Origin of the sequence: Stenotrophomonas sp. yr243 (assembly GCF_900184195.1) — a bacterium.
In the GTDB taxonomy this organism is placed as follows: domain Bacteria; phylum Pseudomonadota; class Gammaproteobacteria; order Xanthomonadales; family Xanthomonadaceae; genus Stenotrophomonas; species Stenotrophomonas lactitubi.
Genome location: NZ_FXWT01000002.1, coordinates 641,503 through 663,264 on the forward strand (window position 1 = coordinate 641,503; position 21,762 = coordinate 663,264).

20 protein-coding genes are annotated in these 21,762 nt (G+C 65.8%); 5 read left to right on the forward strand and 15 right to left on the reverse strand.

Going from position 1 to position 21,762, the window contains the following annotated elements; all coding sequences use genetic code 11:
- Window positions 1-2 precede the first annotated feature (2 nt).
- The 3 genes from QOL57_RS09590 to QOL57_RS09600 form a co-directional block, all read right to left on the reverse strand.
- Complete coding sequence (locus QOL57_RS09590; RefSeq protein WP_025878695.1) at window positions 3-443, reverse strand: response regulator; 441 nt, start codon at window positions 441-443, stop codon at window positions 3-5.
- Window positions 440-2,257 carry an ATP-binding protein gene (locus QOL57_RS09595; RefSeq protein ID WP_089236912.1) on the reverse strand — a complete coding sequence of 606 codons (1,818 nt, stop codon included), beginning with the start codon at window positions 2,255-2,257 and terminating at the stop codon, window positions 440-442. The genes QOL57_RS09590 and QOL57_RS09595 overlap by 4 nt, the downstream gene beginning before the upstream one ends.
- A gap of 202 nt (window positions 2,258-2,459) precedes the next feature.
- A complete protein-coding gene (locus QOL57_RS09600; RefSeq protein ID WP_089236914.1) occupies window positions 2,460-2,843 on the reverse strand; it encodes a BON domain-containing protein in 384 nt (127 codons plus the stop codon).
- A gap of 188 nt (window positions 2,844-3,031) precedes the next feature.
- On the opposite strand from QOL57_RS09600, the gene QOL57_RS09605 reads away from it, so the two are divergent.
- A complete protein-coding gene (locus QOL57_RS09605) occupies window positions 3,032-4,075 on the forward strand; it encodes an oxidoreductase (protein WP_089236916.1) in 1,044 nt (347 codons plus the stop codon).
- Between the two features lie 303 nt (window positions 4,076-4,378).
- Here the strand turns inward: QOL57_RS09605 and gnd are convergent, their stop codons facing one another.
- The 7 genes from gnd to QOL57_RS09640 form a co-directional block, all read right to left on the reverse strand.
- Window positions 4,379-5,284: a phosphogluconate dehydrogenase (NAD(+)-dependent, decarboxylating) gene (gnd, locus tag QOL57_RS09610; protein WP_089236920.1), complete on the reverse strand. Its 906-nt coding sequence runs from the start codon at window positions 5,282-5,284 to the stop codon at window positions 4,379-4,381.
- A 10-nt stretch (window positions 5,285-5,294) separates the two neighbouring features.
- Window positions 5,295-6,533, reverse strand: a complete 1,239-nt coding sequence (locus QOL57_RS09615; protein ID WP_089236922.1) for a hypothetical protein — start codon at window positions 6,531-6,533, stop codon at window positions 5,295-5,297.
- Window positions 6,534-6,550: 17 nt separating this feature from the next.
- Window positions 6,551-7,168, reverse strand: coding sequence for a DUF2242 domain-containing protein (locus QOL57_RS09620; protein ID WP_089236924.1), 618 nt, complete (start codon window positions 7,166-7,168; stop codon window positions 6,551-6,553).
- Window positions 7,169-7,341: 173 nt separating this feature from the next.
- Window positions 7,342-9,519, reverse strand: coding sequence for a carboxy terminal-processing peptidase (locus QOL57_RS09625; RefSeq protein WP_089236926.1), 2,178 nt, complete (start codon window positions 9,517-9,519; stop codon window positions 7,342-7,344).
- Between the two features lie 278 nt (window positions 9,520-9,797).
- A complete protein-coding gene (gene lipA, locus QOL57_RS09630) occupies window positions 9,798-10,808 on the reverse strand; it encodes a lipoyl synthase (protein ID WP_089236928.1) in 1,011 nt (336 codons plus the stop codon).
- Window positions 10,809-10,825: 17 nt separating this feature from the next.
- Window positions 10,826-11,506, reverse strand: coding sequence for a lipoyl(octanoyl) transferase LipB (gene lipB / locus QOL57_RS09635; RefSeq protein WP_229979891.1), 681 nt, complete (start codon window positions 11,504-11,506; stop codon window positions 10,826-10,828).
- 20 nt (window positions 11,507-11,526) lie between these two features.
- The gene (locus QOL57_RS09640; protein ID WP_032975372.1) at window positions 11,527-11,805 is read right to left on the reverse strand and encodes a YbeD family protein; all 279 of its coding nucleotides are present in this window, start codon (window positions 11,803-11,805) and stop codon (window positions 11,527-11,529) included.
- A gap of 281 nt (window positions 11,806-12,086) precedes the next feature.
- Between QOL57_RS09640 and QOL57_RS09645 the strand changes: the two genes are divergently transcribed.
- Window positions 12,087-13,160, forward strand: coding sequence for a lipid A deacylase LpxR family protein (locus QOL57_RS09645; RefSeq protein WP_089236932.1), 1,074 nt, complete (start codon window positions 12,087-12,089; stop codon window positions 13,158-13,160).
- Window positions 13,161-13,248: 88 nt separating this feature from the next.
- Here QOL57_RS09645 and QOL57_RS09650 read toward each other — a convergent pair whose 3' ends face one another.
- The 5 genes from QOL57_RS09650 to rodA all read right to left on the reverse strand — a co-directional run bounded on the left by QOL57_RS09650 (window position 13,249) and on the right by rodA (window position 18,822).
- Complete coding sequence (locus tag QOL57_RS09650; RefSeq protein WP_089236934.1) at window positions 13,249-14,466, reverse strand: D-alanyl-D-alanine carboxypeptidase family protein; 1,218 nt, start codon at window positions 14,464-14,466, stop codon at window positions 13,249-13,251.
- Window positions 14,467-14,568: 102 nt separating this feature from the next.
- The gene (locus QOL57_RS09655; RefSeq protein WP_089236935.1) at window positions 14,569-15,651 is read right to left on the reverse strand and encodes a septal ring lytic transglycosylase RlpA family protein; all 1,083 of its coding nucleotides are present in this window, start codon (window positions 15,649-15,651) and stop codon (window positions 14,569-14,571) included.
- Entirely contained in the window at window positions 15,648-16,793 is a 1,146-nt protein-coding gene (gene mltB, locus QOL57_RS09660; protein WP_089236937.1) for a lytic murein transglycosylase B, read from the reverse strand. Before mltB ends, QOL57_RS09655 begins: the two co-directional genes overlap by 4 nt.
- 272 nt (window positions 16,794-17,065) lie before the next feature.
- Window positions 17,066-17,317: a hypothetical protein gene (locus tag QOL57_RS09665; RefSeq protein WP_089236939.1), complete on the reverse strand. Its 252-nt coding sequence runs from the start codon at window positions 17,315-17,317 to the stop codon at window positions 17,066-17,068.
- Between the two features lie 428 nt (window positions 17,318-17,745).
- A complete protein-coding gene (rodA, locus tag QOL57_RS09670; protein WP_176429834.1) occupies window positions 17,746-18,822 on the reverse strand; it encodes a rod shape-determining protein RodA in 1,077 nt (358 codons plus the stop codon).
- A gap of 312 nt (window positions 18,823-19,134) precedes the next feature.
- Here rodA and QOL57_RS09675 point away from each other — a divergent pair, with 312 nt between their 5' ends.
- The 3 genes from QOL57_RS09675 to QOL57_RS09685 all read left to right on the forward strand — a co-directional run bounded on the left by QOL57_RS09675 (window position 19,135) and on the right by QOL57_RS09685 (window position 21,520).
- Window positions 19,135-19,392 carry a helix-turn-helix transcriptional regulator gene (locus tag QOL57_RS09675; protein WP_089236941.1) on the forward strand — a complete coding sequence of 86 codons (258 nt, stop codon included), beginning with the start codon at window positions 19,135-19,137 and terminating at the stop codon, window positions 19,390-19,392.
- Window positions 19,389-20,723 (forward strand): type II toxin-antitoxin system HipA family toxin, encoded by a 1,335-nt coding sequence (locus QOL57_RS09680; protein ID WP_089236943.1) that lies wholly within the window; start codon window positions 19,389-19,391, stop codon window positions 20,721-20,723. The genes QOL57_RS09675 and QOL57_RS09680 overlap by 4 nt, the downstream gene beginning before the upstream one ends.
- 386 nt (window positions 20,724-21,109) lie before the next feature.
- Entirely contained in the window at window positions 21,110-21,520 is a 411-nt protein-coding gene (locus tag QOL57_RS09685) for a hypothetical protein (protein WP_089236945.1), read from the forward strand.
- Window positions 21,521-21,762: the final 242 nt, after the last annotated feature.

Here is a 21,762-nt window from a genome sequence, read left to right on the forward strand (position 1 = left end):
GCTTACTCGATCTCCGGAGCCTGGTTGATCAGTGCCCAGAACTTGCCCAGGGTCTGCACTGCGCCGAAGAACTGGTCCACGTCCACCGGCTTGACCACGTATGCGTTCACGCCCATGTCCCAGCTGCGGGCCAGGTCGCTTTCCTCGCGTGAGGAAGACAGGATCACCACCGGCAACCGCTTCAGCTCGTCGTGTTCGCGGATCTGCCGCAGCACTTCCAGGCCATCCATGCGCGGCATCTTGATGTCCAGCAGCAGCACCGCCGGCAGGCCTTCTTCGCGGCTGGCGAAGGCGCCACGGCGCAGCAGGTAGTCCATCACTTCCACGCCGTCTTCGACGTGCACGATGGGATTGGCCAGGCGTGCTTCCTGCAGCGCATCGATCGCCATTTCAGCGTCGGCCGGGCTGTCTTCGGCAAGGAGGATGGTGCGCAGCGTCGTCATGCGATGGGGCCCTGTTTGTCCGCGTCGAGCACGGGGGGAAGATAGAAGTGGAAGGTGGCGCCGGCATCCGGTGCGGCTTCGGCCCAGATGCGGCCGCCATGGCGGGTCAGCACCCTGCGTACGCTGGCCAGGCCGATACCGGTGCCGGGATAGTCGCTGGCCTTGTGCAGGCGCTGGAAAACGCCGAACAACTTGCCGGCGTAGGCCATGTCAAAGCCTGCACCATTGTCGCTGACCGTGAACTGATGACCGCCATCGGGCTGCTGCTGGTAGTCCACGCGGACCTTCGCCGGCTCGCGGTTGGCCGAATACTTGACCGCGTTGCCCAGCAGGTTCAGCCAGACCTGGCGCAGCATGTTTTCATCGCCCACCACGATCGGCAGCGGCGCGATGCTCCACTCCACCTGATGGGCATGGCCACTGCTCTCGGCCTCGCTCTGCACGTTCGCGTCGAGCATCGCGCGCGTATCGGCCACCAGCGACTGCATGTCCACGGTCTGTTGGCGCATCGCTGCGCGGCCCAGGCGCGAATAGACCAGCAGGTCATCAATCAACGTGGCCATGCGCCGCGCTGAACCGGAGATCACCCCCAGATAGTGCTGGCTCTTCTCGTCGGCGGCGTCGCCCAGATGGCGCGACAATTTGTCCGAGAAACCGGCGACATGGCGCAGCGGCGCACGCAGGTCGTGCGACACCGAGTAGCTGAACGCTTCCAGCTCGCGGTTGACCTCCGAGACCTGGGCAACCTTGCCTTCCAGCTGCCGGTTCAATTCTTCAACGCGTGTCTGCACCGCGCGCTGCACGGTCACGTCGCTGACGGTCAGCAGCACCACTTCATCGTCGGTGTCAGGCAGCGGCATGCGCCGCGCGTTGAGCAGCATGTAACGGGACATGCCGTCGGCGCCGCGTTGTTCGTGTTCGAAATCCCACAGTTCGCGGCCGCGCAGCAACACATCGGCCAGACGCTGGCGAACCACGGGGTCACGCCATGCGCCTTCGCCTACGTTTTCCAGCAGCAGGCCATCGGCACGCTCATCCTGCAGCCCGTACAACTCGGAGAACGCGGGATTGTGCAGCTGCACGCGCAGCTCGCGATCCAACAGCACGATCGGTTCGCGCACGGTCTGCAGCACCGACGCCGCGCGCGCAGCCGCACGCTGCGACTGCCGTTCAGCCTGCAGGCGGCGGCCGATCTGTCGTTGCAGCAGCCACAGCACCAGGCCGAGCAGCGCCAGCTGCACCACCAGCGAGCTCCACGAGACGAAGTTGGTCTGCCGCTTCTGGCGCTCCGCCTGCGCGGCGCGCTGGGCCAGCAGCGCTTCTTCGCTGGCCTGCAGCTCTTCCACCAGGCCGCGGATCGGGTAGCGCGTGCTCAGGTCCTGCACCAGCTCGCGCTGGTCGCTGTTCGGCTCGGACCTGGCCAGCTCACGCGCAACCCCCATACGTCCTTCCAGCATCGACTGGATGCGGCCGATGCGGATCAGCTGGTCGGGATTGTCGCGGGTCATCCGGCCCAGTTCGGCCAGCCGCTCGGGGATATCGTTGGCTTTGGCCATGCGCTCGCGCAGGCCGGGTGCATCCACGCCCTTGGACAGCGTCAACGCAGCCGATTCGATGTCACGCACGTCGGTCTGCAGCTGCTGCAGGGCCACGGTCACCTGCTGGGTATGGGTCACCCAGGCCATGGCCTGCTCGTTGTCCTGCTGCAGTTTGCGCAGGGTCAACCACGGGACCACGATGATGGCTGCCGCTGCCAATGCCAGAGCAGGCAGTCGCCAGCGATCCCAGATGTCATCACTGAAAACCAGCGCCATAGTTCCTCGTCAGCTCAACTGCGGGAGTGCGATCCGGACAGGATCGGCCGCAGCGGAACCGGCAATATAGCGCAGCCGGTCACATCTCTGGGGTAATCGGTCCATCAGGCGGGCCGCCCACCCGCACGCGTCGAGCAGGCCCGACGCTACAAAACAGGGGCGCCCCCGTGGGAGCGCCCCTGCTGGCAACCTGCGGTGTCGATCAACGCTTGGCGGCACTGACCTTCAGCGCGGCGGCATCAACGCGGGTCACGCCCTTGATGCCCTTGGCGGTGGCGATGGCCTTGTCATGCTCGGCCTTGGTGGCGACGGTGCCGCTCAGGCTGACCACGCCATTGACCGTTTCCACCTTCACTTCGGTACCCGGCACATTGCTGCTGGCGAGCAGATCGGCCTTGACCTTGGTGGTGATCCAGCTGTCGGTGACCGGCTCGTTGGAATCATGGCGGTCGGCATGGGTCATCGCCGAATGATCGGTTTTCGGCGGGCTCTTCGCTGTGGCGTCCTGGGCGAATGCGGCCGAGGAGGACAGCGCCAGGCCCAGGGTGAGGGCGGAAGCCAACAGCGTACGGGTCGTGGTGCTCATCGTGTGGTTCTCCTACTGGTTGGTGCGCCCAGTGTCGCCAACTGCTTGTAGTGCAGGCGTGGCGCTGCGGTCATGCTCACGTGAATGGGCACATCTGCAGCGGGAATGGTTCAGCTTCCGGGCGCGTAGTCATCTCGTTTACCCTGAGGTTCCTGTCCTGCACTTTCCGATCCGCGCGGAGTCTCCCCATGCGCCCCGAGCTGCAACTGGCCTTGATCGGCTACGGCCTGGCCGGCCGCGTCTTCCACGCCCCGCTGATCCAGCACACGCCGGGGTTGGCCCTGCACAGCGTCGTCAGTTCGCAGCGCGATACGTTGCTGCGCACCTTCAGTGACGTACACATACGCGCTACCGCGCAGGAGGTCTTCGATGACCCCGCGGTGGACGCGGTGGTCATCGCCACCCCGAACGAACAGCACGCGCCGTTGGCCATCGCCGCGCTGGCCGCCGGCAAGCATGTGCTGGTGGACAAACCGTTCGCGGTGAACGTGGACGAAGCCGAGCAGGTGCTGGCTGCAGCGCGCAGTGCCGGACGCATTGCCACCGTGTTCCAGAACCGGCGCTTCGATGCGGATTTCCTGACCCTGCAGGCACTGCTTGCCGAGGGCACGCTGGGTGACATCGCCGAATGCCACGCCCATTTCGACCGCTACCGCCCGCAGGTGCGCGAACGCTGGCGCGAGCAGGATGGGCCGGGCAGCGGCCTGTGGTACGACCTGGGGCCGCACCTGCTGGACCAGATGCTGGTGCTGTTCGGCTGTCCGCAGGCGATCGATGCGGACCTTGCCGTGCAGCGCGAAGGCGGCAGCGGCGTCGACTATTTCCACGCGGTACTGCATTACCCGCGCCATCGCGCGATCATGCATGCCGGTTCACTGGTCGCGGCGCCTGCCCCTCGTTTCGCCGTGCATGGCACGCGGGCCAGCTGGATCAAGCATGGCCTGGACGTGCAGGAGGCGCAGCTGCGTCGCGGCGTTGCGCCAGGCGCGCCAGGATGGGGCATCGATCCGCACCACGGCGAACTGCTGCACTGCGATGCGGAGGACAACGTGCAGCGCAGCACCGTGGACAACCTGCCGGGTGACTACCGGCGCCTGTATGCCGACTTCGCAGCGGCGATGCAGGGCGAGGGTGAGCCGACGGTCAGCGCGCAGCAGGCGCTGCGGGTGATGCGGTTGCTGCAGGCGGGGATGGACAGCGCGCGCGAAGGGCGACGGGTGCGGTTGGGGTGATCGGCAGGGCTGCGCCCTGCACTTGCCGAATCAACGTCAACGTCAACGTCAAAAGCGGGCATTCCGTGGGATGGCGGGGTAGGTCCGGTTGCGGGGGACGCCGTGAACCCATCCCTGGGGGCTTGGCCGCGGCATCCATGCCGCGGACACCCCCGCAACCGGACCCACCCCGCCTTCGACAGGTTCACGCGGCTGTTGGTGGGTGTCGACCTTGGTCGACACGGCATTGCCTGCTCTTGGTGGGTGTCGACCTTGGTCGACACGTACATCCACGCCATGCGTGGATGTACGTCAAACCGGTGCTTACGACTTCTTGATGGCGTGGCCGCCGAATTCGTTGCGCATCGCCGACAGCAGGCGGTCGGTGAACGAGTTCGACTCACGCGAACGCAGGCGTTCGAGCAGCGACAGAGTGATCACCGGTGCCGACACGTCCAGCGCAATCGCTTCGGCGACGGTCCAGCGGCCTTCGCCGGAATCCTCCACGTACGGTGCGATGCCATCCAGCGAGGGGTTGCGCTTGAGGGCTTCGGTGCTCAGGTCCAGCAGCCACGAACGCACCACACTACCGTGGCGCCAGACTTCGGCCACCTGGGCCAGGTCCAGTTCCATCTCCTGCTTGCGCTCCATCAACGCGAAGCCTTCGGCGTAGGCCTGCATCATTCCGTACTCGATGCCGTTGTGAACCATCTTGGTGAAGTGGCCTGCGCCGGACGGGCCGACGCGCGCCCAGCCGCGGTCTTCCGCCGGTGCCAGCGTGCGCAGCAGCGGTGCGATCTGTTCGACCACCGCGGCATCGCCACCCACCATCAGGCTGTAGCCTTCCTGCAGGCCCCACACGCCGCCACTGGTGCCACAGTCCACGTAGCCCAGGTCATCTTCGGCGAGCGCCTTGGCGCGACGGATCGAGTCCTGGTAGTTGGAGTTGCCACCGTCGATGACGACGTCTCCTTCGGCCAGGTGCGGGGTCAACTGGCCCAGCGTCTGGTCCACGGTCTCGCCAGCCGGCACCATCAGCCACACCACGCGCGGCACCGGCAGCGCCGCCACTGCGGCGGCCAGCGAATCCACCACCTCCAGGCCGGCCTCGGCGGCGCGCTGGCGGGCGCCCTCGCCCGGGTCGTAGCCGACCACGCGGTGGCCACCGCGGTGCAGGCGCTGGGCCATGTTGGCGCCCATGCGGCCGAGGCCGATCATTGCAATATCCATTGTTTCACCTTCAGTTGGGGTCTAGGGTCAGGCTGCCTGGCCTGCCGGTGGCTGCGCAGTGGCGCAACTGCGCCTCGCGCCAACGCCGGTAGAGCGTGGTATGCAGATTGTGCAACGCCAAGTCGATGGAAAACGGCGTACGCGGATTCCGGTCGAGCAGGCGGATGACGTGATAACCGACAGGACGTATACCGCGTGGGTGCGCGTAGATCACGAACTGCTGGTAGAACGCATCGTCCAGCAACTGGTCCATCTGCTGCACGACGTCACGATAGCGCGGGGCCAGCTGCTCGCGCAGCGCCGGATCGCGCTCGTACAGCAGCCGCTCGAAATAGCGTTGACCCACACGCGGAATGCCCTGTGCCAACTGCCACAGGGCACGATTGCGCTGGTCGTACCAGGCCAGGCCGCCGTGCATGGCCAGCGCCTGCGCGGCACCCTCGCCCACCTCCACCACGACGAAGTTCTCCGCCTGGTTGCTGAGATCGTCCAGCGTGCCTTTGCCGAATACGTGTTCGATGAAGCCCGGCAGTCCGACGAATGCCTGCCGCCCCATCGCCGAGGTGCGCACGGCCTTGCCGTCGGCCAGGAACTGGCCGGCCTGCGCGCCCAGCAGGATGCTGTCGGTGTCGTGCAGGCCAAGGAAGGTGCCGATGGACAGTTCGTCCGCAGTGAATTCCGCATCGAAGGCCGCATCGCCGTACAGCTCGCGCTGCGTGGCCAACTGCGCGACCTGACGGCCGACACCGCACTCGGCGCGAACACGGCCGGTGTAGAACGCATCCAGTGCGCGGCTGTTGCTGGCGGCCGGTACATAGCCGCGGCCGAAGCTGCGCACCCGCTGCCAACCCTGTGCCGGGGCGCCGCGTGCGCCAAAGCCGATCCAGCCCAGCTGCACACCGGTGAAGCGGAAGGATTCATTGTCCTGCAGTGCCTGCGTAGCGCGTTGCACGGCACCGCCCAGTTCAAAGGCGTAGGCACAGACCGTGGCCGGGTCATCCAACAACTGCTGCAACAGGGCCTGCCGGTCGGCCTCGGCCAGCGATCCCGGCCAACGCACGCGCAGATCACCGGCTGCCTGCGCCTCGGCCAGCGAGGCTCGCGTACAGACCGGCCCACCGTGTACCTGCGGTGCGGTGACCGCGGTGGTGTCGAAGCGCCACCCCAGCCGCTGCAGCAGGCCCTGGGTGCATTCGGCCGTAGCGGCCAGCGCGCTGAGGGGCCAGCCCAGCAGCAGGGCCCATGCCATCACCCTGCCGTGCACGTTCAACCCTGGTCCGTTGCTGCCGGCGCTGGTTTGGGCTCAGGCCCGGCAGGGGGCGGTGGCGGCGCGGCCGGTTGCGGTTGCGGCTCTGCTTTCGCTGCCGCCGGCAGGTACTGCTGCAGGCGCTGGAAGAAGCGCCGATAGAACTCGGCATCGGTGATCGTGCTGCTGGCCACTTTCACCAGCGAGTCGTCATTGCTGCCGAACGGCAGCGACACCGAGCCCAACGCGCCCACGCCGACACTGGCCGAGGTCGGGCTCTTCTTCAGCGCATAGCGGTCCTGCACGGCGCTGACGAACACCAGCGCCTGGCTGCCACGCGGCGCACACGAGATACGCAGCACCAGTTGTTCGTGGTCATCCTCGCGCGGCTGGAAATTCTTGCTGCCCTCCACCTGCGCGTCGTCCGACCGTGCGATGGCATAGCCCTGGCTGAGCAGCGTGCGCCGTGCCGCCTCACAGGCTTCGGCCGGACGGCCATCGACGGTGCGCGAGAACGTGTCACCCGAATCGAAAGACTCGCGCAGCACCGTGCTGTCGGCGGCGCGACCACCACACGCAGTCAATGCCAGGGCACTGGTGGCGGCCAGCAGGGAAGCAGAAAGAAGGGAGGCCCGCATGGGTACTCCTGCGAAGACGGTAACCCCGAGGGTAGCCCCCTGCCCGTGTGCACCGGGTCGAAAACACCGGGCCCGGCCCCCACCGTTGTTCCCGGTTCATGCAGAAAGGGGACGGAGGGATCAAGTCGTTGGTGGCACAAACGACTTAATCCGCTCCGCCCCCTTTCAGTCAATCAGTCGGCCCAGCGGCCTGCGGCGGTGGACTGCGGCAACACCTGCGCCGACAGCGGACGGTCGGCCTCCAGCAGGTTCACCGCGTCGGCCAGGATCGAGGCCGATTCACGCAGCAGCGGGTCCGGGCGCTTCTCGGCGGCCTTTTCGCGGGCGGCATCCTTGACGATGTCGCGCTCGTTGCCGGTCAGGCCGTCATCGCTGCTGTCATCGGCCAGCGGATCCAGGGCCAGGCCCAGTTCCTTGCGCACGATCTGGCGCTGCTTGCGCTGGGTGTCCTGGCGCTCGCGTTCGGCACGACGGGTTGCTTCATTCAGCGAGACGTACTTCTTCGCCGCTTCGGTACGGAACTGCTCCACGTCCTCGTTCCACCACTGGAATTCCTTGTCGGTGGCGATACGCGCGTCGTGGCGCGTTTCCAGCTTCGGCAGCAGCGGCGCGAAGTTGCCGTACTGGGTGTGCGGCACTGCGGCGATGCGGGTCCACGGCAGCGCGTTGTCGTAGGTGCTCTCGCCGAACTCGGTGGCATCGACGCTGGCCGGGAACGCCAGGTCCGGCACCACGCCCTTGTGCTGGGTGCTGCTGCCGCTGATGCGGAAGAACTGGGCGATGGTCAGCTTCACCTGGCCAAAGCGCTGGGCTTCGCCACTCGGCCAACGGTCCAGGTCGACGATGTTCTGCACAGTGCCCTTGCCGAAGCTGGTTTCACCGATGACCAGGCCGCGGCCGTAGTCCTGGATGGCACCGGCGAAGATCTCCGACGCCGACGCCGAACCACGGTTGATCAGCACGGCCAGCGGGCCGTCCCATGCCACGCCTTGGTTGCGGTCGCTGTTGACGGTGACACGGCCACCGGATTCGCGCACCTGCACCACCGGACCCTGTTCGATGAACAGACCGGTCAGCTCGATCGCTTCATCCAGCGAACCACCACCGTTGTTGCGCAGGTCCAGCACCACGCCGTCCAGCTTGTCGGTCTTGAAACCAGCCAGCAGCTTGGCCACGTCGCGGGTGGCCGACGCGTAGTCGGCGGCGTTGCGACGACGGCCTTCGAAGTCCTGGTAGAAGGTCGGCAGCTTGATCACACCGACCTTGCGTGCCGGCTCGCCATTGGCGGCCGGGATGGTCATGGTCTCGCCCTTGGCGGCCTGTTCGGCCAGGCGCACCTTCTGCCGGGTCAGCACCAGGGTGTGATGCTTGCCGTCGACGCCGGCTTCGGCAGGAATGAATTCCAGCTTGACGTCGGTGTCCTTGGCGCCACGGATCTTGGCCACCACATCATCAATGCGCCAGCCGATCACATCTTCCACCAGCCCGGACTTGCCCTGGCCGACACCGACGATGCGGTCACCCGGCTTCAGCGTGCCGTCCACCGCAGCCGGACCACCGGCGATGATCTCGCGGATCACCACCACATCGTCCTGGCGCTGCAACTGCGCACCGATGCCTTCCAGCGACAGCGACATCGCCTGGTTGAAGTTCTCGGCGGTACGCGGGGTGAAGTAATCGGTGTGCGGATCAACCGCGCTGGTGTAGGCGTTCATGAAGAACTGGAAGGTGTCTTCGCCCTTCAGCTCGTTGACCGACTTTTCCAGGGTGGCGTAACGCTTGTCCAGCGTCTTGCGGATGTCATCGGACTTCTTGCCGGCCAGCTTCAGGCGCAGCCAGTCGTTCTTCACCGACTTGCGCCACAGCTCGTCGAGTTCGGCATTGGAAGCGGCCCACGGCACCTCCTTGCGGTCGTACTCGAAGCGCTCATCGGTGGTGAAATCCGGTTCCTGCTTCAGCAGCTTGCGCGCATAGGCCACACGCTCGCCGACGCGCTGCTTGTAGATCGCGAACACCTGGAAGGCCGGCTCCAGTTCGCCGCCGCGGATGGCATTGGCAATGCCGGCCTGGAACGGTGCGAAGCGGGTGATGTCGGCCTGGGTGAAGTACTGCTTGCCGCCGTCCAGCGTCTCCAGGTAGCGCTTGAACACATCCTTGGAGGTGGCTTCATCAAGCGCACGCGGGCGGTAGGCGTAGCGGCTGTCGGACAACAGGCCGTACACCAGCTTGGAGGTGGTCACCTGATCGGCGGTGGCGGCAGCCGGCAACGCCGGCGAGTCGGCCTTGGCCGCCAGCGCCAGCGGCGCGACCAGCGCCAGGGCCATCAGGAATGCGGGGGCTTTGAATTTCATTGACGTGCTCGAAGGCGCCTTGCCAAGGGGGAGACTGCAGGGTGTTCAGACACCGCGACAGTGCCGAAAGTTGCCGGGTTTGTCACCCGCCCACGTTCGGTGGAAAACCAGCCTAGCGGGGCCGGTGTAGCAAATTGTGAATGCATGTAGAGCCGAGCCCATGCTCGGCTGGCCGCCAGCAAGCAGCCGAGCATGGGCTCGGCTCTACGGCAGGCAGAGGTGTGCGGACCAACGGTCCGCACCCACAGGAGAAGCAGCTCCCACCCACCAGCAGGGTGTCAGGAAACGCCGGCGCCCTTGGCCTGCACGTCGGCGTGGTACGACGAGCGCACCATCGGGCCGGAGGCCACGTGGCTGAAGCCCAGCTCGTAACCGTAGACTTCCAGCGCCTTGTAGTCTTCCGGCGTCCAGTACTTCAGCACCGGGTGGTGATGCGCGGTCGGCTGCAGGTACTGGCCGATGGTGATCATGTCCACGTTGTGCGCACGCAGGTCGCGCATGGTGGCCTTGATCTGTTCGAAGTCTTCGCCCAGGCCCAGCATGATGCCCGACTTGGTCGGCACGTCAGGATGCTGCGCCTTGAAGTTCTTCAGCAGGTTCAGCGACCACTGGTAATCGGCACCCGGGCGCACGTTGCGGTACAGGTCCGGCACGGTTTCGATGTTGTGGTTGAACACGTCCGGCGGATTCTGCGCAAGGATCTCCAGCGCGCGCTCCATGCGGCCCTTGCCGCGGAAGTCCGGGGTCAGCACTTCGATGCGGGTGCCCGGCGACTTCTCGCGGATGGCGGTGATGCAGTCGACGAAATGCTGGGCACCGCCGTCGCGCAGGTCATCGCGGTCGACGCTGGTCACCACCACGTACTTCAGGCCCATGTCGGCCACGGTCTGGCCGAGGCTGGCCGGCTCGTTGGCATCGGGCGGCTTCGGCCGGCCGTGTGCCACGTCGCAGAACGAGCAGCGACGGGTGCAGACCTCACCCAGGATCATGAAGGTGGCGGTGCCGTGGCCGAAGCATTCGTGGATGTTCGGGCAGCTGGCTTCCTCGCACACGGTCACCAGACGGTTCTCGCGCAGCTTGGCTTTCAGGTTCTGCACGGCATTGCCCGAAGGAATGCGCACGCGGATCCAGGAGGGCTTGCGCAGCACCGGCACGTCGGCGAACTGCACCGGCGAGCGGTTGATCTTGTCCCCACCCATCTGCTTGACCCCGGCCTGCAACGGCGCGGTGGACGGAAGCTCGGCCTGCACGATCTGCAGGGGAATGGTGCGGGCAGTGGTTTCAGTCATGGCGTTTCCGGGGGCGGTCAGGCGGCCGCAGAGAGATCAGGCAGTTCAGGCACGGGCTGCAGCAGCAGGCCGAACTGGCGGGCCAGGTGGTCCAGCAGCACCGGCTTGACGGCGTCCATCCCGGACGGACCGCCCAAGTCTAGCACCGTGGTCACCTGCAACCCCTCGTAACCACAGGGGTTGATGCGGTGGAAAGGGTCAAGGTCCATGGCCACGTTGAAGGCCAGGCCATGGAAGGTGCAGCCGCGGCGCACGCGGATGCCGAGCGCGGCGATCTTGGCGCCGCCGACATAGACGCCCGGGGCGCCGTCGAGCCGTTCGGCACCGATGTTCCACTCGGCCAGCGTGTCGATGATGGCCTGTTCGATGCGGCACACGTAGTCGCGCACGCCGATACCCAGCCGCGGCAGGCGCAGCAGCGGGTAGATCACGATCTGGCCGGGGCCGTGGTAGGTCACCTGGCCGCCGCGATCGACGTGGACAACCGGGATCTCGCCCGGCGCCAGCACGTGTTCGACCTTGCCGGCCTGGCCCAGGGTGAACACCGGATCGTGCTCGACCACCCACAGCTCGTCGAGCGTGTCGTCGTCGCGCTGGTCGGTGAAACGCTGCATGGCGTGCCAGACCGGCTCGTAGGGCTGGCGCCCCAGGTCACGGACCACCGCCGGGCGCGGCGGACGCGCCTCGGGGGCCGCCACTTCGGCAGGGCAGCTGACGGCTACACCGTCCACTTCACTTCCGGGTGGTCGCGCAGGGCCTGGTGGGCCACGTCGTACTGTTCACGGTTCTCGGCCCGGAAGACCAGGCGCACCGAGACGTACTTGCCGTTGGACGAATGCTTCCAGCTGATGCGCTCGTTCACCACGTCAACGCCAGCAGCCAGCAGCAGGCGGGGGAGTTCATGCTCCAGGCCGCGGTTGGCCGGGCCCATCGCGCTGAGCTCGAACTGACCGGGGAACTGGAAGCCGTGTTCGGGATTGTCGGACTTGATTTCCATGCGCCCATTATCGGGCCGCAGGGCAACAAACCCAAGAGTATTCATATAGGCCGGCGGCACCGCAGGCGGGCCGCTGCGTTGCAGCTGAACATCCATTCAGGCCCGGACCCGGGTCTCAGGGCCCCCGCGTCCATCCGCGCAGCTGCCCCTGCGGTAACCAATTGTGTCGATCAGACAATGTTGTTTTCGGAACAGACAAGTGATCCCAGCGCGCTCGTTCCATCACATCGCCGGGAGTAACGTGTCGTTGCATAAAACGACAAACAAAAGCCCCCTTCCCGATGATCATCCCATCCATGCGTCACCTCGCAGCCTTCGGGCTGTCCGGCCTGCTGGCCACCGCTCTCCCCCTTTCCGCCCAGGCGGCCGAACAATGCGGCCCGGACGCGATGCGCGAGCATCCGCCGCAGGTCAATTTCCGCGTCGACAACGACCTGTTCGGCGGCCGCCACCAGGACCAGGGCTATACCAATGGCGCCCAGCTGACCCTGGTCTCGCCCAACCTGGTCGACTACACCGATGACCCCTGCCTGCCGCGCCTGGCGCGCTGGGTGAACAGCCACCTGGAAGCGCTGCATCCGGGCAAGTTCGAACAGCAGAACATGATCTTCAGCGTGGCCCAGGGCATCTTCACCCCTACCGATCCGACGCGCAGCGACCTGATCGAGGATGACCGGCCGTATGCCGGCGTGCTGCTGGTCAGTTTCGGCTTCAACGCGCGCAGTGGCGATCGCCTGCAGACCACCCAGCTGTCGCTGGGCGTGGTCGGGCCGTGGGCACAGGGCAAGCAGGTGCAGGACGCCGTGCACAGCGTGCTGGGCGATGAGAAGTTCAAGGGCTGGGACAACCAGCTGCACAACGAACCGGTGTTCATGCTGACCCACGAGCGCATGCGCCGCTGGCCGGGCGATGCCAGCATCAATGCCGACGGCTGGGGTTGGGATGCGATCAGCCACTACGGCGGTTCGATCGGCAACCTGGAAACCAAGGCGAACATCGGCGGCGAAGTGCGCTTCGGCTGGAAGCTGCCGGACGATTTCGGCAGCACCCCGCTGCGCCCGGCGGGCGAGAACACGGCGCCGACCCGGGGTGGCAAGCCGTCCGGCTGGTCGTGGCACCTGTTTGCCACCACTGATGCGGCGTGGGTGATCCGCGACATCACCCTGGACGGCAACACCTTCCGCAACAGCCACAGCGTGGACAAGCGTCATGTGGTTGCCCAGGGCGGTTATGGCATCGCCGTGATGCGCGGCCGCTGGAAGTTCGCGATGGCGCGCTACCACAGCACCCGCGAATTCGATGGCCAGCGCCAGTCGCCGGTGTTCGGCAGTTTCACCGTCAGCCGTTCGCTGTAAGCGATCGGGCTGAGGGTGGTGCCGGCCTCCCGAAACAGAAAAGGCCGGCATTTGCCGGCCTTTTCCGTTCACCGCAGCAGGCTGCGGATCATTCCGATTCCCACCACATCCAGAAGCTGTCCCACAGGCGCTTGAAGAAGCCGGCCTGCTCGACCGCAGCCACGGCCACCAGCGGCGCTTCGGCCACCAGCTTGCCATCCAGGGTGACCTTCACGGTGCCGATCTTCTGGCCAGCGGTGAACGGTGCTTCCAGGGTCTTGGGCACGTCGATGCTCGGCTTCAGGTCGTTGTAGCGGCCGCGCGGCACGCTGACCAGCATCGGCTGGGCCACGCCCAACTGCACCTTGTCGGTGGTGCCCTTCCAGACCTTGTGCTCGGCCACGGCCTTGCCCGGCTCGTACAGGCGGTGGGTTTCGAAGAAGCGGAAGCCCCAGTTCAACAGGGCCAGGCTGTCATCGGCGCGCTGCTTTTCCGACTCGCCGCCCAGCACCACCGCGACCAGACGCTGGTCACCGCGCTGGGCCGAACTCATCAGGCAGTAGCCGGCCTCGGATGTGTGGCCGGTCTTGATGCCGTCCACGCTGCCATCGCGCCACAACAGCAGGTTGCGGTTCGGCTGCTTGATGGTGCCGACCTGGAATTCCTTGATCTTGTTGTACGCGTAGGTTTCCGGGTAATCGCGCACCATCGCGCGGCCCAGCAGGGCCAGGTCGTAGGCGCTGCTGTGATGGCCCGGGGCGGTCAGGCCGTGGGCGTTCACGAAGTGCGAGTTCTTCATGCCGATCTTGGCGGCGTAGCTGTTCATCAGCGAAGCGAAGGCTTCTTCGCTGCCTGCCACGTGCTCGGCCAGGGCGATCGCGGCGTCATTGCCGGACTGGATCGCCATGCCCTTTTCCATGTCTTCCAGGCGTGCAGTCTGGTTGACCGGGAAGCCGCTGTAGCTGCCGTCGGTGCCGGCGCCACCTTCGCGCCAGGCGCGCTCGCTCATCATCACCTGGTCATCGGGACGGACCTTGCCGTTCTTGACCTCGGCGGCGATCACGTAGGACGTCATCACCTTGGTGATGCTGGCCGGGGCCAGCTGTTCATTGACGTTCTCACCTGCCAGTACCTGGCCGGTGGCGTAGTCCATCAGCACCCAGGCCTTGGACACCCTGGGTGCGGGCGCCGGCGGCGTGGCCACGGTGGCGGGGGCAGCGGCGGCGGCAGGCGTCGGGGTGGCCGGGGTCGGCAGCGGCGTCTGGGCGGAGGCCAGGCCCACCACCAGGGTGGCGGCCAGGGCAGTGGCGGCGGAACGGAAATTCATGGGACAGCAGGCTCCAGGGGACGGCCGGAAAATGAAGGATGGGGCGAGGTGGCCATTGTAAGGCCGGGGCGGCAAGGGCCGGCAGCACCGGCCCGGGCGGAATCAGTCCTTGACGATCTGTGGCGAGCCAAAGCCCAGACCCGAGATGCGCCCGGCAAGTTCCGCCGCGCTGGCATGGTCGCTGGCGGGAACCCGCAGGCGCCACAGGGTACGCCCGCCGGCAGCGATGTCGCTGATGGTGGCACCGACGATGCCGGCGGCGTTGAGCTGGCCCATCGCCCGGTTGGCGTTGTCGCGGTTGGAGAAACTGGCGACCTGCAGCATCACCGCGCCCACCACCTTCTGCGACAGGCTGGGGCTGCTGGTCGGGGCCGGGCTGCGTGGCGTGGCGGTGGCCACGACCGGCACTGCGGGACGCGGCGCGGGTGCGCTGGCGACAGCAGCAGTGGCCGCCGCCGCTTCAGCAGCACGGCGTTCGCGGCGCGACGGCTTCTGCGCCATCAGGTTGGTTTCACCCGGCTGCACCGCGCGCACTTCCACGTTGCCGGTACCGCGCTGGGTGATGCCCAGGCGCACAGCGGCGGCATAGCTGAGATCGACCACGCGGCCATCGTGGAACGGACCACGATCATTGACGCGCACGATCACCGATTCGCCATTGTCCAGGTTGGTCACGCGGGCGAAGCTGGGCAGCGGCAGCGTCTTGTGCGCAGCGGTGAACTGGTACATGTCGTAGACCTCGCGGTTGGAGGTCAGGCGGCCGTGGAACTTGGCGCCGTAGTACGAAGCGGTGCCGCGTTCAACGTAGTTGCGGGTGTCGTCGAGCACCTTGTACTGCTTGCCCAGCACCACGTAGGGCGATTTGTTGCCGATCGCCGAGCGGTCTTCATTGGTGACCAGCGGCTCGGGAATGCAGGCCACGTTGGGCACATAACTGGGTGTGGTGTCTTTCACGCCCGGCTTGTACAGGCCACCGGCGGTGTAGTTGCCACGGGTGGACAGGTCCTCGGTGGCGGCCGCGTACGGCGAGCCCTCCGGACAATGCGCCGGACGCCCGCCCTTGCCCTGCACCACCGTGCCGGACGGCTTGCCACCATGGCCGGCGGTCGCCGGCTTTTTCGGCGCGCTGCTGCAGGCGGCCAGCGCGAGGACGATCAATCCAGGGACCAGCCATCTGATGTTCATGCCGGGGGCAGCTCCTGTCCGGCAATGGCCTGCGACAACTGGAACACGGCCATCGCGTACATCTTCGAGAGGTTGTAACGGGTGATCGCGTAATAGTTCTGGAAGCCCAGCCAGTACTGCTTGCCGGCGCTGCCTTCAAGCGTGATGGGGGTGGCGGTGGCGCCCGGCTGCACCGGTGCGCTCGGCTGGTAGCCACGCTGGGCCAGATCGGCCAGCGACCAGGTGGGCATCCACTCGGTCGGGTTGAACTCTTCGCGGCCGGCAGCGAGCGTGGCAGGCACGGCGACCTGGCCGCCGCGCACCCAACCGCCCTTCTTCACGAAGTAGTTGGCGATGGACGAGAACACGTCGTCGTAGCTGGTGAACAGGTCGCGGCGACCATCGCCGTTGCCGTCCACCGCGTAATCCAGATAGCTGGAGGGCATGAACTGGCCCATGCCCATCGCGCCGGCATAGCTGCCCTTGAGCGTGGTGATGTCCAGCTTTTCCTCGCGGCCGAGCTCGAACAGCTTGGCCAGCTCATCGCGGAAGAACAGCTCGCGGCGCACTTCGCGTTCCAACTTGGCCGGGTCGCCACTGCGCGGGTAATAGAAGGCCAGCGTATACAGCGCGTCGAGCACGCGATGGCTGCCGGCATTCTTGCCGTAGCTGGTTTCCACGCCGATGATCGCCACGATCACTTCAGCCGGTACGCCAGTGCGCTGCTGTACGCGGTCCAGTTCGGCACGATGCTGGGCAAGAAACGCCTTGCCGCCGTCGATGCGCGCCTTGCTGATGAACATCGGCCGGTATTCGTTCCACGGCTTGACCCGTTCTGCCGGCCGCGACATGGCCGCGATGATCGGCTGGCGCACCTGCGCCTGGTCGAGCACGTTGCGGATCTCATCGGGCTTCAGGCCATAACGCTTCGCGGTGTCGGCAATGAATTTCGCGCGCGCGGTTTCGAACGGCACCGGGGTGAGATCGACCGGCGCAGCCGTAGCGGCTGCCGCTTCCGGCGCGGCTTCGGCCGGGCCCTGAGGCTTGGCCGCCGGGTGGCGCGGCGTACTGCTGGCCTGGGGCGAAGTCGGAGGGGACGTCGGCTGGGTCGCACAGGCGACCAGGCCGAGGGTGAGCATGCAGGCCAGAGAACGTCGAATCATCACCGCAGGTTAGCAGGTCATGGATGAATTAAAACCCCTAAGACCATGAATCACAACGATTTGCTCGCGTTCAGCACGAAATGTGAAGGCGTCGTGATTGACCTGCCCCATTCAGGCAGAGGTTGCCGGTTGCGTCCCCATCCCCGCAGACGCAACCGGCCGCCGGACCCGGTCGGTACCTGCGCGGCTGCCGCTCCCCAGTGGCAGTGCTCCGCGCTCCTTGTACCAGTTGGATCAGTACTGCTTTCCCATCCGACGCCCCTCGCGCTGCATCAAAGACGGCGCGCCATGCCGAACGGGCCGCCATTGTGCAGGCCGATTGCGACAAGTCCATTGATCAGGATCAACGCGGCGTCAAAATGTGAATTGGTGCCCACTTTTAATGGAACTTCGTCAGCGGCCATGCTGCTGTGCGGCGTTGTGGGAACGATTACAGAAATGCTCTTGCGCAGATTCATGCGTGCATCGGCGGCGAAGGTCGGCGAACGGCGCAGCTCCTCGTGGGTGGCCGCAAAGCGATTCATGGGGAGGGCCGGGTAGATGGGCTGCGCAGGGGCCGCTGCAAGTACGTCCCTGTAAGCTCGGTCGCCGCATCCATGCGGCTCACGCCCCTGCGCAGCCCATCTACCCGGCCACGGACACGTTCCTGTGGCGTCCCCCCACGCAAAGAGAAAAGAAGAGCGAAGAGCAACAGCCGGTCGCTTCACTCTGAGCCAGGCAGGGCCATGCTGCTTTTGCTTTTGATCTTTTTTCTTCTTGCGTGGGTGGACGCCGCAGGAAACCGTCAGAGGCCGGGCGGGTGGGCTGCGCAGGGGTGTCTGCGGCATGGATGCCGCGGACAAGCCCCGATGGATGGGTTTACGGCGTCCCCTGCGCAGCCCACCCGCCCGGCCCAATCGATGAATCGCATTGAGCGGCCCACCCACGAGGGGCTGCGCCGTTGGCTGGAAACCTACGCGTGTACCGGCCGGTGCCCGCGCACCGCCATCACCAGGCCGATGCCCGCCAGCAACGACACCGCCGAGGTGCCGCCGTAGCTGATCAGCGGCATCGGAATGCCCACCACCGGCAGCAAGCCGGAAATCATCCCGCCGTTGACCAGCACGTACACGAAGAACGCCAGGCCCAGGCTGCCGGCCAACAGCCGCGCGTGCGTGTCTCGTGCCTGCACCGCGATCGACAGGCAACGCCCGACCACGAACAGATACAAGGCGAACACCGTCACCACGCCGATCCAGCCGAATTCCTCGGCCAACACCGAGAACGCGAAATCGGTGGTGTACTCGGGCAGGAAATCCAACGTGGCCTGTGTGCCGTGGCCCCAGCCACGCCCCTGCATGCCACCCGAGCCGATGGCGATGCGCGACTGCAGGATGTTCCAACCGGTGCCCAAGGGATCGGCGGCCGGATCCAGGAAGGTCAGGACACGGTTCTTCTGGTACTGCCGCAGCAGCCCGAACCACGCCAGTGGCGCAGCCACCGACACCGCACTCAAGCCGGCCACCACCCAACGCCACTGCAGGCCAGCCAGCAGCAACGCAAACACGCCGCTGGCGGTCACCAGCGTGGCGGTACCGAGATTGGGCTGCATCAGGATCAGCACCGCTGGCACCCCGATCAGTACCGCTGCCGTCAGCACCGTGCGCGGCGATGGCGGCAGCGGTTGACGGTGCAGATACCAGGCCATCATCAACGGCAGGCTGAGTTTGAGCAGCTCCGAGGGCTGCAGATAGAACACGCCAAGGTTGAGCCAGCGTTGCCCGTATTTACCGGTACCGATCACATACACCGCCATCAACGGAAGCATCGACAGCGCATAGATGGCAGGTGTCCACGCGCGCAGGCGCAGCAGCGAGACCCGCGACAGCAGCCACATCGCTAGCAGACCCATCGCAAAGCGCATCGCCTGCCCCGCCACCGGTCCGTTCACGCTGTGCAGCACCGCAAGGCCTGCAGCCATCAGGATCAACAACGCGACCAGCAACGGCAGATCGATCGTGCGCACTATCTCACGGCAGCCGCCAAGCATTCGTTTCCATTTCACCCGTGGCAGGGTAGCGATCGGCGCTTTCGCCAAGCTGTCGCTGCAATGGTCATGCCCCAGCTGCCGTTCACCGGTCGCCTCAGCCCGGGAGGGCGGAGAAGTTAGATGTATTCGTCTAAATTTGAGCGTAATACCCTGAATTTAGATGTATTTGTCTAAAATTGACCTGGGCCTGTGGAACTGGCTCGGCTGCAGGCAGACGGGGCGCATGGCTGAAACGCGAGAGGGTTCACTTGAATTTTAGACAAATACATCTAATATCTGCCTTGTTTGACAATATTTAGACTTATAAATCTAATGCAGACCCTCTCCGAACTTGGATTGGCGGTCGCCCAGCGCCGCCGGGCGCTGGGCATGACCCAGATCGACGTCGCCGAACGTGCCGGGGTGGCCTCCGATACCCTGTCCCGCTTCGAATTGGGCAAGGCCACCGACTTTGGTGCCCGCAAGCTGCTGGCGGTGCTGGCCGTGCTGGGCATGGAGATGCAGTACAGCCTGGAGGGCCATGCCGGCTCGTTGGAGTCGCTTGCCCGTGAGCATGGGGTGCGGCGATGACACTCTCTGTGCATGTGGCCGGGCGCGAGGTGGCAACGCTGGAAAGCCTCGACAGTTTCAACTGCCGTCTGCTGTACAACGCCGATGTGGTGCCTGACGACCTGGTGTCGCTGACCATGCCGGTACGGCGCGAGCCGTGGGACTGGAACGATCAGCTGCAGCCGTTCTTTCAGATGAACCTGCCCGAAGGCTATCTGCTGAAAGTGCTGCAGGAGGAGTTCGGTCCGGTGATCGGCGGTGGCCCGATGAACCTGCTGTCGGTGATCGGTCGCAACATGATCGGCCGGGTGCAAGTGGTGCCGCGCGGCGCGCCGCTGGATGAGCCGACCCGGGCGGTGGATGTGGCGCAGCTGCTGCAGGGCGACAACTCAGTGGAGGCATTCGAGCAGCTGGTACGACAGCATGCAACCAGTGGTGTTTCCGGCGTCGTACCCAAGTTTCTCGACCAGCGCGAGGTCACCGATCAGGACCCGCGCAAGAAGGTCACCCTGTTCACCCGCCAGCACATCATCAAGGGCTCGGCGGCCAACCTGCCATTCATTGCGCTCAACGAGCACCTCACCATGCAGGTGGCGGCAAGGGTGCTGCCCACCGCGCGCACCGAGGTCTCTCGTGACGGACAGGCGCTGGTCGTGCATCGCTTCGATGTAGATGAAGCCGGCCAACTCAAGTACGGCATGGAAGATTTCTGTGCGCTGCTGGGCATGCGCCCGGCAGAGAAGTACGACACGACCTGGGAGCGCATCGCCAAGGCAGTACGCGACCACGTACGTGGCCCGGGGAGACAGCAGGCGCTGCGGCATCTGGCCACCCAGATCCTGCTGACCCACGCGCTGCGCAATGCCGATTGCCACGCGAAGAACGTCGCACTGCGCTACACCGGGCGCGACGATGCGGAGATCACGCCGGTGTACGACATGCTGACCACGGCGGCCTATCCCGACTTTGCACGCAATCCTCCGGCCATCAGCCTGGGCGGGCGCAAGACGTGGGAGCCCGGCAAGCTCCTGGAGCGGGCGCTACTTTCGGTGTTCAACGTTCCCGCTCGCGAACAGCGGGCCATTGTCGAGCAGATCGGCCAGGCCATCGACGAGGTGGCGCCCACAGTACGCGACGCAATGGCGCAGCACGCGGGCTTCCATGAGATCGGCAAGCGCATGCTGTTGGCCTGGCAGCAGGGTATGCAGACATTGCTTGGAAAGCAGGTGTATGGAATAGGTAGCCCGCTGCTGGGCGAATCCTTCCGCGGCCTGTCGGATCCGGAGCCGGTGAAGCCTCGGCGCGATCTCATTGGCCGTTCGGATCTGGCCCGGGACGATCCCATGGGTTGAACAATGAGGTTGCGCACGACTACTGCGCTGTTTGTCGCTATCGACACCTCCTGCACCGCATGCCCTTGGCGTCCGCATTTTCCGGGTTTCAAACAATTCTGATTGGAGCGGCAGCGCCTCCGCGCACATCATGTAGTGCCACCGACAACGGGTGGCACGGGACTCCAATCCCAAAGGACAGACAGTTGTTTACGCTTGCCGGCCGACGTCGCTTTCTCCTTGTTGAGCGACGTCGGCTGGCAATCCGTCCGTGCGTCTTTGGCGGGCGGTGCGTGGAGGGCCTCGTGCCCGCCGGAACTGTCTGTCCCCGGTATTGGAGCCACGCATCGTCCGCCACCCTCGCATGCGCGCGGGGTGGCCCTTGCCCATCGCACAAGGATGCCGCCATGTCCGCCTCCACCTACCCGTACCTGTTCGCCACGCTGGGCGAGGCTGCCCACCAGCTGCCGGATGACATCGCCCGCGCGCTGGAAACCACGCTCACCGCAACGCAGGCCGCCAACAGCCCCGGCGGCCCTACCCTGCTGGACTGCCTGCAGCGCATCCGCCAGGTGGAAGCCGCCGACGGCCAACCGTGGCCACGCAAGGGGCGAACACAGGCGCAGTGCATGGCGATGGCACGCATCGACCGCGCCAATGCCGGGCTGACCTTCCTGCTGGAACTGCTGCACGCCAGCGAACGCGTGCGCGTGGACGGTGACGACATGCAGCACTTGGGCGATGACGCCCGCGAAGGTCTGCTGCTGGCCTGCAGAGGCCTGTCGGAATATGTGGATGTGCAGTTGCAGGCGGCGTGATGCGTGCATTCCTGAGCCGAGCATGGCTCGGCACTACAAAGAGCGAAGCGACCCGCTTCTGCTCTGTTTTTCTCTTTGCGTGGGTGGCAACCGCAGGAAACTGTCGAAGCCGGGCGGGGTGGGCTGCGCAGGGGCGTGAGCCGCATGGATGCGGCGACCGAGCTTACATGGACGTACTTGCAGCGCCCCCTGCGCAGTCCACCCCGCCCGGCCAACCACGGCTGTTGCTTTCAGCAACCACC

Excerpts from the sequence above, each read along its gene's own strand:
- QOL57_RS09615 (WP_089236922.1), bottom strand. The coding sequence starts at position 6,533 with ATGGCATGGGCCCTGCTGCTGGGCTGGCCCCTCAGCGCGCTGGCCGCT.
- QOL57_RS09680 (WP_089236943.1), top strand. The coding sequence starts at position 19,389 with ATGACACTCTCTGTGCATGTGGCCGGGCGCGAGGTGGCAACGCTGGAA.
- QOL57_RS09620 (WP_089236924.1), bottom strand. The coding sequence starts at position 7,168 with ATGCGGGCCTCCCTTCTTTCTGCTTCCCTGCTGGCCGCCACCAGTGCC.
- rodA (WP_176429834.1), bottom strand. The coding sequence starts at position 18,822 with ATGCTTGGCGGCTGCCGTGAGATAGTGCGCACGATCGATCTGCCGTTG.
- QOL57_RS09625 (WP_089236926.1), bottom strand. The coding sequence starts at position 9,519 with ATGAAATTCAAAGCCCCCGCATTCCTGATGGCCCTGGCGCTGGTCGCG.
- mltB (WP_089236937.1), bottom strand. The coding sequence starts at position 16,793 with ATGATTCGACGTTCTCTGGCCTGCATGCTCACCCTCGGCCTGGTCGCC.
- QOL57_RS09605 (WP_089236916.1), top strand. The coding sequence starts at position 3,032 with ATGCGCCCCGAGCTGCAACTGGCCTTGATCGGCTACGGCCTGGCCGGC.
- QOL57_RS09645 (WP_089236932.1), top strand. The coding sequence starts at position 12,087 with ATGATCATCCCATCCATGCGTCACCTCGCAGCCTTCGGGCTGTCCGGC.
- QOL57_RS09600 (WP_089236914.1), bottom strand. The coding sequence starts at position 2,843 with ATGAGCACCACGACCCGTACGCTGTTGGCTTCCGCCCTCACCCTGGGC.
- QOL57_RS09595 (WP_089236912.1), bottom strand. The coding sequence starts at position 2,257 with ATGGCGCTGGTTTTCAGTGATGACATCTGGGATCGCTGGCGACTGCCT.
- gnd (WP_089236920.1), bottom strand. The coding sequence starts at position 5,284 with ATGGATATTGCAATGATCGGCCTCGGCCGCATGGGCGCCAACATGGCC.
- QOL57_RS09655 (WP_089236935.1), bottom strand. The coding sequence starts at position 15,651 with ATGAACATCAGATGGCTGGTCCCTGGATTGATCGTCCTCGCGCTGGCC.
- QOL57_RS09650 (WP_089236934.1), bottom strand. The coding sequence starts at position 14,466 with ATGAATTTCCGTTCCGCCGCCACTGCCCTGGCCGCCACCCTGGTGGTG.
- QOL57_RS09685 (WP_089236945.1), top strand. The coding sequence starts at position 21,110 with ATGTCCGCCTCCACCTACCCGTACCTGTTCGCCACGCTGGGCGAGGCT.
- QOL57_RS09640 (WP_032975372.1), bottom strand. The coding sequence starts at position 11,805 with ATGGAAATCAAGTCCGACAATCCCGAACACGGCTTCCAGTTCCCCGGT.
- QOL57_RS09590 (WP_025878695.1), bottom strand. The coding sequence starts at position 443 with ATGACGACGCTGCGCACCATCCTCCTTGCCGAAGACAGCCCGGCCGAC.
- QOL57_RS09665 (WP_089236939.1), bottom strand. The coding sequence starts at position 17,317 with ATGAATCGCTTTGCGGCCACCCACGAGGAGCTGCGCCGTTCGCCGACC.
- QOL57_RS09675 (WP_089236941.1), top strand. The coding sequence starts at position 19,135 with ATGCAGACCCTCTCCGAACTTGGATTGGCGGTCGCCCAGCGCCGCCGG.
- lipA (WP_089236928.1), bottom strand. The coding sequence starts at position 10,808 with ATGACTGAAACCACTGCCCGCACCATTCCCCTGCAGATCGTGCAGGCC.